The sequence below is a fragment of the Clostridium sp. LS genome (assembly GCF_002760435.1).
Taxonomy (GTDB): domain Bacteria; phylum Bacillota; class Clostridia; order Clostridiales; family Clostridiaceae; genus Clostridium.
The window spans coordinates 1-14637 of the sequence record NZ_AUUU01000050.1 but is presented as its reverse complement, the minus strand read 5'-3'; the positions used below and the strand labels follow the sequence as shown (position 1 = coordinate 14637).

Here is a 14637-nt window from a genome sequence, read left to right as displayed (position 1 = left end):
TTTCTTATTAAAATTATTATAGTAAGGTACAATACACAATTAAGGAAAAAATAATATAGGAATAAAGATATATTACAATAGTATATTAGAAATTCAATCCTTAATTGTGCATTGTATAAGTAGTTTCACTTTACGTTGCTTATTATACCATACAATCAATGAATTTTGCATTTTTAAGTATTACTATAATTTAAAATTTTTTCATTATTATGAAGTTTAAATTGTATTTTAATTATTTACCATCTTTTAAATTATTAAAACATTCATCTAATATTTTTTCGCTCATACGCCTATATAGATTACTCATACTTACAAAAGCACATATTAGTAGGATTTTTTCTTCATAATCACCTAAAGTTTCACTTTTAGAGTTTATTAGTTGTTTTATATTTTCATAAATTTTATTAGAAGAAGATCTTAAATCATCTAAATTTAAATCGTATATATCAAGAAAAGATTGATATATATCATTCAATGGGTATTCTTCTTCTTTTTCAAAGGAGTCTATAATAGGAGTTAAGATAGTTTTAATATCAGTTAAAGATAAAGCACCTTTAAGATTATAAATTAAGCCCATTAAAATAAGATGGTTTTTTGTATATTTTTTATTTTTAATTTTCATTAAGAGATTACCTTTTGCATAATTATTAATCATAGTTTTGGTAAGTACTTTATCGTTATCATTTCTTTTTGTATAATTTAATTTACTTTCAAACAGCTGCATTACTTGATCCATATATAAATCAATTTCAGGAAAATCATCTAAATTAATATTATTAGATGACTTTTGTGAATTTATATAATCATCAATGTTAAAATCATTCATAAAATTTCACTCCTCACATAGTGATTTAAACTATGTTTTATTATAATTTCAATATTAATGGAAAGAGGTAGATAATTCAAGCATTAATGGGTAAAATACTAATTAGTAAAGAAAAATAAAGAAAAATAACTTTTGCAATATTAATAGAGATATGGAATAATCTATAATATAGCAGCATGTAGTTATAAAAACTACATGGGAATAAGTGGGAGGTATAAAATGGATAAGTATTTAAGAGAACCTATTAATGGATTAACTCATTGTATTGGCGCAGTATTATCATTATTTGCTCTGATTGCTATGTTAATTAAAGCATATATAATGGAAAGTCCTGCAATTACTTTTGGGTCAGTATTGTTTTTTGGAGTAAGCATGATTTTATTGTACAGTGCTTCAACAACATATCATTGGGTAAAGGCTAATGATAAAGTAATAAAAATGCTAAAAAGATTAGATCATTCAATGATATTTATCTTAGTAGCAGGATCATATGCTCCATTTTGTTTGGTTGCATTAACAGGAAAAATAGGAATGAATTTATTCTTAGCTGTGACTATATGTGCAGTTATAGGAATAGCATTTAAGTTATGCTGGGTAACTTGTCCTAGATGGTTAAGTAGTACAATGTATATAGGTATTGGTTGGTTTGCAATATTTGCAATATATCCAATGTCACAAGTTTTACCAATGGCAGGTTTAGTATGGTTAGTCTTGGGTGGATTAATGTATACAATAGGTGGAGTAATATATGCATTGAAAACAGAAAAAAGGATATGGGGATTTGGAAGACATGAAATATTTCATGTATTTACAATGTTGGGTACTCTATGTCATTTCATTTGTGTATTCGCTTATATAATTTAGTTTAGACTATAGTGATAAAGAATAGATTATAATAATATAGAATAGAAGAAATATTTTATAGCTTTAAAAATATATTTCTTCTATTTTATTTTTTACGTTAATATATACTTTTTTATAATAAGGATGGAAATTATATTTAGGAAATGATTATAACTTGATAAGATATTCTAGGTATAGTAAGATAAAATATAAAGAATAAATATGACTTTAAGGGGATGTAACAATGGGCTTTCGTCAAAGGTTAAAAGATGCAAATAGGATAGTAGTAAAAGTAGGATCATCAACATTAACTTATGATAATGGAAATATTAATTTATTCAGAATTGAAAAATTAACAAGAACTTTATCAGATATAGTTAATTCAGGCAAACAGGTTGTACTAGTAACATCAGGTGCAGTTGCTGTTGGTGTGAACAAATTAAAGTTAAAAGAAAAGCCCGAAAGTATAAGAGAAAAACAGGCAGTTGCAGCGGTTGGACAATGTGAATTGATGCATATATATAGTAAATTTTTTGGAGAATATAGTCATATAGTAGGTCAAGTTTTGCTTACAAGGGACGTAATAGAGGATGATCATGTTAGGGACAATGTATGTAATACGTTTGAGACATTACTAGATAAAAAAATAATTCCAATAGTAAATGAAAATGATACAGTATCTATAGATGAAATTGAAAATATAGTTAGATTTGGAGATAATGATAATTTATCTGCTATAGTAGCATGTTTAGTTAATGCAGATTTGTTAGTTATATTATCTGATATTGATGGTTTCTATGATTCTGACCCAAGAAATAATGAGGGTGCAAATTTATTGAAAGAAGTTACTGAAATAACTCAAGAGCTGGAAGAGTGTGCTGGAGGGGCCGGTTCAAGTTTAGGTACAGGTGGAATGATCACAAAGCTAACAGCCGCTAAGACAGCTACAATATCAGGAGTAGATATGGTTTTATCTAATGGAAATGAACCAAGTATATTATTAGATATATTAAATGGTGAAGAGATTGGAACTTTATTTGTATCACCAGCTAGAAAATAGAAATGGAGGCAGTGAATATGAGTTTATTAACAATTATGGGCCAAGGTGCTAAAGAAGCATCTTATGAATTAAGCATTGCATCAACTAAAGAAAAAGATAATGCACTAATGCTTATGGCAGAAGAATTAATTAATGCTAAGAATGACATAATTAAAGCTAATGAAATAGATTTAGAGATTGCAAAAGCAAAAGGTACATCAAAAGCTATGTTAGATAGACTGGCTTTAAATGATGAAAGAATAGAAGGAATGGCTAATGGACTTAGAGATGTGGTTAAACTTCAAGATCCAATTGGGGAAGTAATCACAATGTGGCAAAGACCAAATGGATTGCAGATCGGGCAAAAAAGGGTTCCACTAGGTGTTATAGGGATAATTTATGAAGCAAGACCTAATGTAACTTGTGATGCAGCTGGACTTTGCCTAAAGACTGGGAATGCAGTTATATTAAGAGGTGGAAGTGAAGCTATTAATTCAAATAAGGCCGTAGTAAAAGCTTTAACGGAGGGAATTGAAAAAGCAGGATTACCTAAAGCTTCAGTTCAACTTGTAGAAGATACAAGTAGAGAAGTAGCAACCGAAATGATGAGATTAAATGAATTTATAGATGTTCTCATTCCAAGAGGTGGAGCAGGATTAATTCAAGCAGTGCTTAAAAATGCAACTGTTCCGGTTATAGAAACAGGTACTGGAAATTGCCATATATATGTAGATGAGCATTGTGACTTTGAAATGGCAAAAAACATTGCTATTAACGCAAAAGTTTCAAGACCTTCAGTTTGTAATTCTGCTGAAAAACTACTAATTAGTGAAAGGATAGCCAAAGATTTTTTACCAATAGCTGTTAAGGCATTAAAAGATAATGGAGTTGCAGTTAAAGGTGATGAAACAGCCCAAGCTATAATAGATGATATTGAGAAGGCTAATGAAGAAGATTGGGGAAAAGAATATTTAGATTATATAATGGCTGTAAAAATCGTTAAGGATGTAGATGAAGCAATTGCTCATATAAATAAATATGGAACAGGTCATTCTGAGGCTATTATTACAGAAAGTTATATTAATTCACAAAAGTTCTTGCAAAGGGTAGATGCAGCAGCTGTTTATGTTAATGCATCAACAAGGTTTACAGATGGTTCAGAATTTGGTTTTGGAGCTGAGATAGGAATAAGCACTCAAAAATTACATGCTAGAGGGCCAATGGGACTTAAGGAATTAACAACAATAAAGTATATTATTTATGGAAATGGTCAAATAAGATAATAAGAGAAATAAGGAGGTGTTTTTCATTAAATGCCTCCTAAATTTTTCTTAAGTTTATAATGAGCTGATTAAAAAATAAATATTGCCTGGGAAATATCTGATGCACTGTTATATTACATTAATGAAAATTAGTAGCTAAAATAATCTTTCTAAATAAATAATTTTATAGTATAATCCAAGGTGAAAACGTATCACAAAATATGAAAAGGGGATGACAATTATGAAAATAGCTTTAATTGCACACGATGAAAAGAAAGCGGAAATTATCGAGTTTGCTAAAAAATATAAGGACACGTTAGCTAAATATGAATTAGTTGCTACTGGAACAACAGGAAAAAAGATAGCAGAAGCAACAGGACTTGATGTTAAGAGATATTTATCTGGTCCATATGGTGGAGACCAACAATTAGGTGGACGTATTGCTGAGGGAAAAATTGATTTAGTAGTATTCTTAACAGACCCATTAACTTCACAACCTCATGAACCAGATGTAACAGCATTACTTAGAGTGTGTAATGTACATAATGTAGCAGTTGTAACTAACATAAGAACCGCAGAACTTATAATTAAACAATTTTAATTGTTGTACATGCTATAGTATAGAAAATAAATAATATATTAAAAATAAGATTAGTAATCAAAATGTAGAAATAAGAAGGGACGCTAGCTTAGGCATGTAATTTCATTTCTACCTTGAAATTATTAATCTTTTTTTATTCATACTTATGTAATGTATTTAAGAGTTATTCTATTAATTGATTGAATAAAAGAATATTTAGTGATTTGATTTTATTAAATGTTATAAGAGTTTTATAAAAAATAAAAAACACCTATCAAATTATGATAAGTGTTTTTTAAGAAAAAGTAGTGTTGAAATTGAGATTCAGATTTGCATAAGGTCAGTTCAGAATTAATGTAACTGCCTAAATATTCTGAATATTGCTTACTTTAATATTATCATAAAATCAATTCAATTACAATTACCGAAATTAAAATTTTATGAAGATTTAACATATATGTACTTTAGCTATGAAGATAGTTATTTTAGAATATAAAATAGCTTATTATTTTTTGGGAAATAAATGAAATTAAGATATGAACATAAAAAACCTTATAAGTAATAATATGTTTTAATCAATGAGCTTATGAATTATTTAAGTGTTAATGAATAAGATATAAATAATGGAGACATTTTTGAAATTAAAGCGCATAATAAGTTAATATAGTATATACTGTGAATAAAAATTCAAATAAGTGCATTTTTATGCTTTATATTATTGTGTTTATGTGATAATATTTATATATAAAATGAATATTTAGAAATACTATTTAAAAAGATATTAATATAAAGAATTATATAAATAATTAAACTATCCTTAATTTAGCTTGACATAGTATGATCTATCAATTAAAATATTTAGAAAGAGAAAATTTAAAAGTTAAGATGCACTTTAACTTGGTCCTGTGAGGCCAAAAAGGGAACAAAACTATGATATTTGGATGCGTAATGAAAAATTTCATAGCTTATTTTTTGAATTCAAATATTTGTAAGGTATATCACAGGATAGTGAAGAGCTCAGTTTTCAGTTTTGATGCAGACTCTTTATTATCCTTTTGTTTTACATAAACAAAAAATTATAAGGTGTAGTTTTAGCAAAAATATATTTGTAGGAGGCTTAAGCATGAAGGCAAAGCTTATATTAGAAAATGGCATGGTTTTTGAGGGTAAGGCTTTTGGATACCTAAAGGAAAGCGTTGGAGAAGTAGTATTTACAACTGGTATGACAGGTTATCAAGAAGTACTTACAGATCCATCTTATTACGGACAAATAGTTACTATGACTTATCCTTTAATAGGTAATTACGGAATTAATCTTGAGGACATGGAATCAGACTCAATAAAAGTAAGAGGGTTTATTGTAAGAGAAAAATGTAATATGCCAAGTAATTTTAGATGTGAGTTAGAACTTGAAGATTTCTTGAAACAAGGAAAAGTCATTGGTTTAGAAGGAATAGATACAAGAGCACTAACTAAGGTTTTAAGAAATAGCGGTACTATGAGAGGAATTATTACACTCGAAGATGTAGATGACGAATATGTAAAAGAAAAAGTTGCAGGCTTTTCTACTAAGGATGCTGTGATAACTGTTACTACAGAAAAATCTTATACTGTTGAAGGTACAGGAAAGCATATTGCAGTTATGGATTTTGGTATAAAGACTAATATAATAAGGAACTTTAAAAAGAGAGGATGCAAATTAACTGTATTCCCAGCGACAGCTACAGCTGAAGAAGTTTTAAATGTTAATCCAGATTTAGTATTCTTATCTAATGGACCTGGAGATCCAGAAGATTTAGATTTTGCTATAGAAAATATAAAGAAATTAGTTGGAAAGAAACCAATAACGGGTATTTGCTTAGGGCATCAATTGTTAGGTTTAGCGTTAGGTGGTAAAACTACTAAATTAAAATTTGGACACAGAGGATGTAATCACCCTGTTAAAGATTTAGAAGCTAACATTGTGCATATAACTTCTCAAAATCACGGTTATGTAGTAGAAAAGCTACCAGATGATATGGAAATTACTCACGTTAATATAAATGATGGAACTGTAGAAGGAATGAAGCATAAGATTTTACCAATATATTCAGTTCAATTCCATCCAGAAGCATCAGCAGGTCCAAAAGACAGTGAATACATATTTGATAAATTCTTAGAATATGCACTATAGGAGGGGTAAGTAAAATGCCATTAAATAAAGATATAAAAAAAGTTTTAGTTATAGGATCAGGTCCTATAGTCATAGGTCAAGCGGCAGAGTTTGATTACTCAGGAACTCAAGCTTGTGAAGCGTTAAAATCAGAAGGAATAGAAGTTGTACTTGTGAATTCAAATCCAGCAACAATAATGACAGATAAAGAAGTAGCAGATAAAGTTTATTTAGAGCCATTAACATTAGAATTTGTTGAAAAAGTTATTGCTAAAGAAAGACCAGATAGCTTACTTGCAGGAATGGGTGGTCAAACAGGACTTAATCTTGCTGTGCAATTGCATGACGCTGGTATATTAGAAAAATATAATGTAAAAGTAATAGGAACATCTATTGCATCTATAAAAGAAGGTGAAGATAGAGAACTATTCAGAGATATGATGAATAGAATTGGTGAACCAGTTATAAAAAGCGAAATTGTAACTGATTTAGATGCAGGGTTAGAATTTGCGAACAAGATTGGTTATCCAGTTATAGTTAGACCTGCATATACGTTAGGAGGATCTGGTGGGGGTATCGCTGACGATGAAGAACAACTTAAAACTATATTAGAATCAGGCCTTCAATTAAGCACGATCGGCCAAGTTTTACTTGAGAAGAGTGTTAAGGGTTGGAAAGAAATAGAATACGAAGTAATGAGAGATTCCTATGGAAACTGTATTACTGTATGTAATATGGAAAATATAGATCCAGTAGGTATACATACAGGTGATAGTATAGTTGTTGCTCCATCACAAACTCTTTCGGATAAGGAATATCAAATGCTTAGAACTGCATCAATAAATATAATAAACGCAGTTGGAATTGAGGGTGGATGTAATGTACAATTCTCATTAAATCCAAATACCTTTGAATACGCAGTTATAGAAATTAATCCTAGAGTTTCTAGAAGTTCTGCTTTAGCATCAAAGGCGACAGGATACCCTATTGCAAAACTTGCTGCTAAAATTGCACTTGGATATGGATTAGATGAAATAAAAAATGCTGTTACACAAAAAACTTATGCATGTTTTGAACCAACTTTAGATTATGTTGTAGTTAAAATACCAAAGTGGCCTTTCGATAAGTTCTTTGGTGCAGACAGAGAACTAGGAACAAAGATGATGGCAACTGGTGAAATAATGGCTATAGGAGCTAACCTTGAGCAAGCATTCTTAAAAGGAATCAGAAGCTTAGAAATAGGAAAGTATTCTTTAGATCATAAGAAGTTTAAAGAGTATAGCATTTCAGAATTAAAGAGCATAGTAATGAAACCAGATGATGAAAGAATCTTCGCATTAGCTGAAATGATAAGAAGAGACTACATGATTGAAAAAATAAATAAAATTACAGGTATTGATATGTTCTTCCTAGAAAAGATTAAATGGATAGTTGAAGAAGAACAAAGACTAAAATTAAGTAAGATAGAAGATTTAGATAAAGAATGGTTATATCATCTTAAGAAAAAAGGATTTTCAGATAAAGCTATAGCTGATATGTTGAAGGTTAGCCCTGATGATGTATATAGATTAAGAGATATATGGAATATAAGACCTTCGTATAAAATGGTTGATACTTGTGGAGGAGAATTTGAAGCACTATCTCCATATTATTACTCAACTTACGAACAATATGATGAAGTTGAAGTATCAAGTAATAAAAAAGTAATTGTTATAGGTTCCGGTCCAATAAGAATAGGCCAAGGAATCGAATTTGACTATGCGTCAGTACATTGTGTAAAAGCTTTAAAGAAACTTGGAATTGAAACTATAATTGTTAATAATAATCCAGAAACAGTAAGTACAGACTTTGACGTATCAGATAAATTATATTTTGAGCCATTAACTGAGGAAGATGTTTTAAATATAATTGAAAAAGAAAAGCCAGATGGTGTAATACTTCAATTTGGTGGTCAAACAGCTATCAAGCTTGCAAATTTCTTAAAAGAACAAAATATTGTAACTCTTGGAACTACAGCAGATCAAATAGATATGGCTGAAGATAGAGAAAAATTCGATGCACTATTAGAAAGATTAGGAATATCAAGACCAAAAGGTAAAGGTATATGGTCATTAGAAGAAGGATTAGAAGAAGCAAGAAGATTAAAATTCCCAGTACTTGTTAGACCTTCATATGTAATTGGTGGTCAAGGAATGGAAATAACTCATGATGAAGATGAGTTAACATACTATTTAGAAAATGCTTTTGCTAAAGATAGTAAGAATCCAATACTTATAGACAAATACTTAATGGGTAGAGAAATTGAAGTAGATGCTATATCGGATGGAGAAGATATATTAATACCAGGTATTATGGAACACTTAGAAAGAGCTGGAGTTCACTCAGGAGATAGTGTTACTATGTATCCGAGTCAAAATATTTCTGATAAGATAAAGGCGGATGTACTAGAATATACTAGAAAGTTAGCATTAGAAATAGGAATAAAGGGAATGATAAATATTCAATTCATAGAGTTTGAAGGTCAATTATATGTAATTGAAGTTAATCCAAGAGCATCAAGAACAGTTCCTTACATAAGTAAGGTAAGTGGCGTTCCAATAGTAGATTTAGCTACGCAAGTAATGCTTGGAGCTAAGTTAAAAGATTTAGGCTATGGAGTAGATGTATATAAAGAACCTGAACTAGTTTCGGTTAAAGTTCCAGTATTTTCAACTCAAAAATTACCTAATGTTGAAGTAAGTTTAGGACCTGAAATGAGATCTACAGGAGAAGTGTTAGGTGTAGGTAGAAATATAAAAGAAGCACTTTATAAAGGGTTTGTTGGAGCATATATGTATCCATCAAAAGAAAAAGGAAAAATACTTGCTACAATAAATAAACATGATAAGGCAGAGTTTTTACCAATAGCAAAGGATCTTGCTAAGGTTGGATATAAATTTATAGCAACTGCTGGAACTTGCGCACTATTAAGGGATGCAGGTATAGAAGCAGAAGAAATTAGAAAAATAGATGAAGAAGAACCAAATATCTTAGATATAGTTAAAAATAGAGAAGTTGATTTAGTTGTAAATACCCCTACTAAGGGAAATGATTCTAAGAGAGATGGATTCTTAATAAGAAGAGCAGCAGTTGAAAGAAACTTAGGTGTAATTACTGCATTAGATACATTGAGAGCTATAGCTGATGTAGAACTTGAAAAGTTTGATGAGAATAATAATTTAGAAGTTTTTAATATAGCAGAATAAAAGTATTATCAAAATGCCTCTAAGGATTTAAATAATAAATTCTTAGAGGTATTTTTTGTATAAATATGTTATTTTAAGAGAAATGTTGACAAGTGAACATATGTTCTATATAATATAATTAATGAACATACGTTTGGTGAGGAGATGTATATTATGAATGAAATGGGTAATTTTTTTGTTAAATTAAATTGTAAAAATATTAACAATATTCGCAGTCTAATTATAGATAGACAAGAAAAGAATTTAGATAAACAAGAAAAATATATAATGTGTGCAGGAAAATATGATAAAAACGGATGGACATTGATTTTTAGAGCTAGAAGTTTTAAGGAAGCTGAGGAATTAGCAAATTTAAATCCATTTGTACATAAGAAAGAAAGAATTAACTAATTTATAGCATGGATTTGTTAAGAGATAGAAAATATATTGTTTTGTAAATTCTTAAAATAAATTATAAGGATTAAATAAAAGCAAATAAAAAATAAGCTACAAAATAGTGAATTTAGTAACTTATTTTATATATCGTACTTTATGTGTGAAATAACTATTGAAAGATTGTCCACTAAGTTGATTTTAGAACCAACCTTACTTGGACGTTCGCTTTTAACTATTTTTACGACCGGCCGTAATGGAAAATTAGGAAGAGTTTCTTCAACTACTCCTACGTCACCATTACTAAGGCTAACGATTGTACCTTGTGGAAAAGGAATAACAATTTTACAAAATACATTAATCATATCATAATCAAATAATGTTCCAGCCTTGGACATTAAATATTCTAATGCATCACTTGGACACAAGGCTCTTTTATATGGCCTATCGGAAGTTAGAGCGTCATAGACATCAGCGATACTTACTATTCGGGCAAGATAGCTAATTTCATTTCCATTAGCACCATTTGGATAACCTAATCCATCATATCTTTCGTGGTGTTGTAAAACTATTAATTTAATATGAGAACTAAACGTAAAAAAACTATCTAAAAAGTTATATCCATATCTTGAATGATTTTTTATTATTTCAAATTCTTCAGGAGTTAATTTGTCAGGCTTTTGAAGAATTTCTCGAGGTATAAATGATTTTCCTATATCATGAATTAGTGCACCAATACAAAGATAAGTTAAATTCTTTTTGGAAAGATTCAAACTTATACCAAGTATAATTGATATTACTGCAACATTTACACAATGAGCATATGTATAATTATCCATACTTTTTATATCAACTAAAGAAAGCAATACATTCTTATTTGATAAAACATTTTCTAGTAAATCTTCAGCTATTTTATTAATAGATTTGAAGTATTTTTTTTCTTGCTTTGTATAATCCTTAATGCTACGCTTTTCAAATTTATGAACGTAGGCTATTCTTTCAATATCAGAAAAGGTTTCTTTAATGATAGAGATTGATTTTTGTCTTAATTCTGGTTTTATAACATCTTCAATTTCAGCAGTGCTATAGTCATCAATTATATAAAGAGAGAATATTTTATGTTCTTTAACTCTTTTTAGAATAATATCAGTCAATACAATGCCGGCCTTAAGTAAACATCGACCATCAGAAGAATATATATTTTTACCCAGTAATGAATTTTCTCTTACACATTCAATAGGAACCAAACGCATGCTCATACCTCACTGCATTAATAATACCCATTATACCATAAAAATCATGTAAATTTATACAATAATAATGAAAAAAATGCTAAAGTAGAGAAATTAAATTATTTATATAAAGAAATTAAATGAATATCTTGATAATGTGGAAAATTAAGTAATAATATGTAAATGTATTTCTAAATAATATTATGTTTCATGTAAATATTTATGAAATTAGTTAAAGAGTTGATTAATAGTAGAAAATATATAAGTTATATCTGAAATGTGTAGTATCATAATTGCTAGACAGTAGGTAAATAAAGTACTAAAATATTTATTATATAAGATGTTAATAATAACAATCTAAGTAAATTTAGTTAAATTTGAATTAGTAAGGATTATAACTAATTAGGAATTTATATCTACTATTAAATCAATATGTATGCTAAATGCTTTAAATGTTATATTGTTTTATATGACTAATTAAAAAATGGAGTGAGGACACTTTGGATATTAAAAATAGTCCAATAGGATTTTTTGATTCAGGAGTAGGCGGATTGAGTGTAATGAAAGAAGCTGTTTCTATTATGCCTAATGAGAATTTCATATATTTTGGAGATTCAAAAAATGCTCCTTATGGAACTAAGGAACTAGATGAAGTTAGAAATCTCACGTTGGAAGCAGTAAATTTTTTATTAAATAAAAATGTTAAAGCAGTTGTAGTAGCTTGCAATACAGCTACCAGTGCTGCAATAGATGTAATTAGAAATAAATATAATAATATTCCTATAATAGGAATTGAACCTGCATTAAAGCCGGCTGTAAAACTTAATAGAAAAGGCAATGTAATAATAATGGCAACACCTATGACTTTAAGAGAAAAGAAATTTAAAGCCTTAATGGAGAAGTATAGAAGTGAAGCCAATATAGTATCTCTGCCTTGCGCTGGTCTTATGGAATTTATTGAGCAAGGAATATTAGACGGTGATGAACTAGAAAGTTATTTAAAAGAAAAGTTTAAGCCTTATTTGAGAAATAACATAGGTTCAATAGTTCTAGGATGTACACATTATCCTTTTATAAAAAAAGCTTTAGCTAATGTTATTGGGGAGGATATACCTCTTATAGATGGAGGTTTAGGAACTGCCCAAGAATTAAAAAGGAAGCTGTCAGAAAAAGATTTATTAAATGATTCAAATGCAAAGGGAGAAATAATAATTTATAATTCTATTAATGATAATAAAATTATAGATTTCTGTTATAATCTAATTAATGTCAAAATATAGAGATAATTTAGATTTATAGAATTTAATATAAATCATGAATTTAATCTTATATTTTAGATAATAATACTATTTAAGATTGATTTCGAGAGGAGAAATTATTACAATGAAAAATCCAATTATTACAATGACTATGGAAAATGGCGGTGTTATTAAAGCAGAGTTATATCCTGAAATAGCTCCAAATACAGTAAACAATTTTGTAGATTTAATTAATAGAGGATTCTATGATGGATTAATCTTTCATAGAGTCATTCCTAATTTTATGATCCAAGGTGGATGTCCAGAAGGTAGTGGAATGGGAGGCCCAGGATACTCCATAAAGGGAGAATTTACAAGCAATGGATTTAATAATACTCTTAAACATTCAAGAGGAGTATTATCAATGGCTAGAGCTATGCATCCAGATTCAGCTGGAAGTCAGTTTTTTATAATGGTTGCTGATGCTCCACATTTAGATGGACAATATGCTTCATTCGGCAAGGTTATTGAAGGAATGGAAGTAGCTGATAAGATTGTTGCAGCAAAGACTGATATGGCTGATAGACCTTATGAGGATCAAGTAATAAAAAGTGTTACAGTCGATATGCAAGGGGAAGAGTTTAAAGAACCAGAAATAATTGAGGAATAAAAGAATATATTATTATGAAAATATAATAGGAAAAGAGGTGTCATAAATGGCTATAAATAATAAGTGTCTATTAGCATATGGATTAAGCAAAGAAGAGATTAAGAAAATTGAAAGTCAAAACATTAAGGTCATAGAAGTAAATAATAATATGGCGTTGATGAAAATAGAAGATATAATCAATAAAAATGCCAATGAAAATTCTTATGATGAACTGCCATTAAATGAAAAGGCACTTATTTTTAATGGATTTAAAGAAGATCAATTAAAATTTACTATTAGGTATATTAGAGGGTTTATTCAAGGGGGAGTGTTAGCTGTCTCAACACCACAAAATTATAAATGGACTTTCAGTTATCTATTAGAGCATTTAATTGAAGAAAGAGAATGGTTTCAAGCACAACAAAAGGGGAGAAATTAAAGTGAGTCGTGTAGGAGAAAATATAAAGCAAGCTAGAGAAAAAAGTGGTTTGACGGTGAAAGCTTTAGCTAAGAAATTAGGTGTAGCTGAAAAATATTTAAGTGAAGTTGAAATGGGAAGAAAAGTTGCACCTGAATCCTTAATAGATAAGGCAGCTAAGGTTTTAAAAGCTGATTTGAATGATATAAGCATGGTAGTTACAGATGAAGTATTAATGGAAGAAAAGAAGAATTTAAAAGAACTTCCAAAGAGAAATACTGAGAGTTCAGAATTATGGACAGATGCTTTTTCATCAGTGCTTAGAAGTGTTCCAATTTATGATTATTCATTATCTAGCAAAAAGGGAACTAAAGAAATGCCTGTTCATTCTAATAAAATAGAGAATTATCCACAAGATAAAGTATTTTATTTAGAAATAGAAGATGATGAAATGACTGGATTTAGGATGTTAAAAGGGGATATTGCTTTTGCTCATAGTATAAAAGAAGTAAGTAACAATGGTTTTTTCCTAATTGACTATAAAGGGAAAAGAAAAATAAGACAAGTAAAAGTTTTAGGTAATTCGAAATTGTTGCTGGTAAGCAATGCAGGAAGTTTACTTACTGAGACTATGGAATTAAAGGAATTAGATGTAATTGCTAAATTAGAAAGAATTGAAATTACACTATAGCTGCAAAATATAAGAATTTTAAATATTTATTAATAAGGGAGTGTCGCAAAATGATTAAATTTTAATCAGGAGCGATGCTCCTTTTCGGTT

13 protein-coding genes are annotated in these 14637 nt (G+C 29.0%); 11 read left to right on the top strand and 2 right to left on the bottom strand.

Annotated features, from left to right (window positions below):
- Nucleotides 1-232: 232 nt before the first annotated feature.
- A complete protein-coding gene (locus COL3_RS13200; protein ID WP_008426307.1) occupies nt 233-826 on the bottom strand; it encodes a DUF1836 domain-containing protein in 594 nt (197 codons plus the stop codon).
- Between the two features lie 219 nt (nt 827-1045).
- Here COL3_RS13200 and COL3_RS13195 point away from each other — a divergent pair, with 219 nt between their 5' ends.
- The 7 genes from COL3_RS13195 to COL3_RS13165 all read left to right on the top strand — a co-directional run bounded on the left by COL3_RS13195 (nt 1046) and on the right by COL3_RS13165 (nt 10337).
- On the top strand, nt 1046-1690 hold the full coding sequence (locus COL3_RS13195) for a hemolysin III family protein (protein ID WP_008426308.1): 645 nt from the start codon (nt 1046-1048) through the stop codon (nt 1688-1690).
- 223 nt (nt 1691-1913) lie between these two features.
- The gene (gene proB, locus COL3_RS13190) at nt 1914-2729 is read left to right on the top strand and encodes a glutamate 5-kinase (RefSeq protein WP_008426311.1); all 816 of its coding nucleotides are present in this window, start codon (nt 1914-1916) and stop codon (nt 2727-2729) included.
- Nucleotides 2730-2746: 17 nt separating this feature from the next.
- A complete protein-coding gene (locus COL3_RS13185; protein ID WP_008426313.1) occupies nt 2747-3991 on the top strand; it encodes a glutamate-5-semialdehyde dehydrogenase in 1245 nt (414 codons plus the stop codon).
- A 220-nt stretch (nt 3992-4211) separates the two neighbouring features.
- Nucleotides 4212-4571 carry a methylglyoxal synthase gene (locus tag COL3_RS13180; RefSeq protein WP_008426317.1) on the top strand — a complete coding sequence of 120 codons (360 nt, stop codon included), beginning with the start codon at nt 4212-4214 and terminating at the stop codon, nt 4569-4571.
- Between the two features lie 1102 nt (nt 4572-5673).
- The gene (gene carA / locus COL3_RS13175; RefSeq protein ID WP_008426319.1) at nt 5674-6723 is read left to right on the top strand and encodes a glutamine-hydrolyzing carbamoyl-phosphate synthase small subunit; all 1050 of its coding nucleotides are present in this window, start codon (nt 5674-5676) and stop codon (nt 6721-6723) included.
- Between the two features lie 14 nt (nt 6724-6737).
- On the top strand, nt 6738-9947 hold the full coding sequence (gene carB, locus COL3_RS13170; protein ID WP_008426321.1) for a carbamoyl-phosphate synthase large subunit: 3210 nt from the start codon (nt 6738-6740) through the stop codon (nt 9945-9947).
- 153 nt (nt 9948-10100) lie between these two features.
- Nucleotides 10101-10337, top strand: coding sequence for a hypothetical protein (locus COL3_RS13165; RefSeq protein WP_008426323.1), 237 nt, complete (start codon nt 10101-10103; stop codon nt 10335-10337).
- Between the two features lie 125 nt (nt 10338-10462).
- On the opposite strand, the gene COL3_RS13160 is transcribed toward COL3_RS13165, so the two are convergent.
- A complete protein-coding gene (locus COL3_RS13160; protein WP_008426325.1) occupies nt 10463-11572 on the bottom strand; it encodes an HD-GYP domain-containing protein in 1110 nt (369 codons plus the stop codon).
- Between the two features lie 479 nt (nt 11573-12051).
- On the opposite strand from COL3_RS13160, the gene murI reads away from it, so the two are divergent.
- The 4 genes from murI to COL3_RS13140 all read left to right on the top strand — a co-directional run bounded on the left by murI (nt 12052) and on the right by COL3_RS13140 (nt 14547).
- Complete coding sequence (gene murI / locus COL3_RS13155; RefSeq protein ID WP_008426327.1) at nt 12052-12831, top strand: glutamate racemase; 780 nt, start codon at nt 12052-12054, stop codon at nt 12829-12831.
- A 103-nt stretch (nt 12832-12934) separates the two neighbouring features.
- Nucleotides 12935-13459 carry a peptidylprolyl isomerase gene (locus COL3_RS13150; protein ID WP_008426329.1) on the top strand — a complete coding sequence of 175 codons (525 nt, stop codon included), beginning with the start codon at nt 12935-12937 and terminating at the stop codon, nt 13457-13459.
- Between the two features lie 46 nt (nt 13460-13505).
- Entirely contained in the window at nt 13506-13877 is a 372-nt protein-coding gene (locus COL3_RS13145) for a DUF3783 domain-containing protein (RefSeq protein WP_008426330.1), read from the top strand.
- A 1-nt stretch (nt 13878) separates the two neighbouring features.
- On the top strand, nt 13879-14547 hold the full coding sequence (locus COL3_RS13140) for a helix-turn-helix domain-containing protein (RefSeq protein ID WP_008426332.1): 669 nt from the start codon (nt 13879-13881) through the stop codon (nt 14545-14547).
- The last annotated feature ends 90 nt before the right edge of the window (nt 14548-14637 follow it).

Excerpts from the sequence above, each read along its gene's own strand:
- carA (WP_008426319.1), top strand. The coding sequence starts at position 5,674 with ATGAAGGCAAAGCTTATATTAGAAAATGGCATGGTTTTTGAGGGTAAG.
- COL3_RS13160 (WP_008426325.1), bottom strand. The coding sequence starts at position 11,572 with ATGCGTTTGGTTCCTATTGAATGTGTAAGAGAAAATTCATTACTGGGT.
- carB (WP_008426321.1), top strand. The coding sequence starts at position 6,738 with ATGCCATTAAATAAAGATATAAAAAAAGTTTTAGTTATAGGATCAGGT.
- COL3_RS13200 (WP_008426307.1), bottom strand. The coding sequence starts at position 826 with ATGAATGATTTTAACATTGATGATTATATAAATTCACAAAAGTCATCT.
- COL3_RS13145 (WP_008426330.1), top strand. The coding sequence starts at position 13,506 with ATGGCTATAAATAATAAGTGTCTATTAGCATATGGATTAAGCAAAGAA.
- COL3_RS13165 (WP_008426323.1), top strand. The coding sequence starts at position 10,101 with ATGAATGAAATGGGTAATTTTTTTGTTAAATTAAATTGTAAAAATATT.
- COL3_RS13150 (WP_008426329.1), top strand. The coding sequence starts at position 12,935 with ATGAAAAATCCAATTATTACAATGACTATGGAAAATGGCGGTGTTATT.
- COL3_RS13180 (WP_008426317.1), top strand. The coding sequence starts at position 4,212 with ATGAAAATAGCTTTAATTGCACACGATGAAAAGAAAGCGGAAATTATC.
- proB (WP_008426311.1), top strand. The coding sequence starts at position 1,914 with ATGGGCTTTCGTCAAAGGTTAAAAGATGCAAATAGGATAGTAGTAAAA.
- COL3_RS13195 (WP_008426308.1), top strand. The coding sequence starts at position 1,046 with ATGGATAAGTATTTAAGAGAACCTATTAATGGATTAACTCATTGTATT.
- COL3_RS13185 (WP_008426313.1), top strand. The coding sequence starts at position 2,747 with ATGAGTTTATTAACAATTATGGGCCAAGGTGCTAAAGAAGCATCTTAT.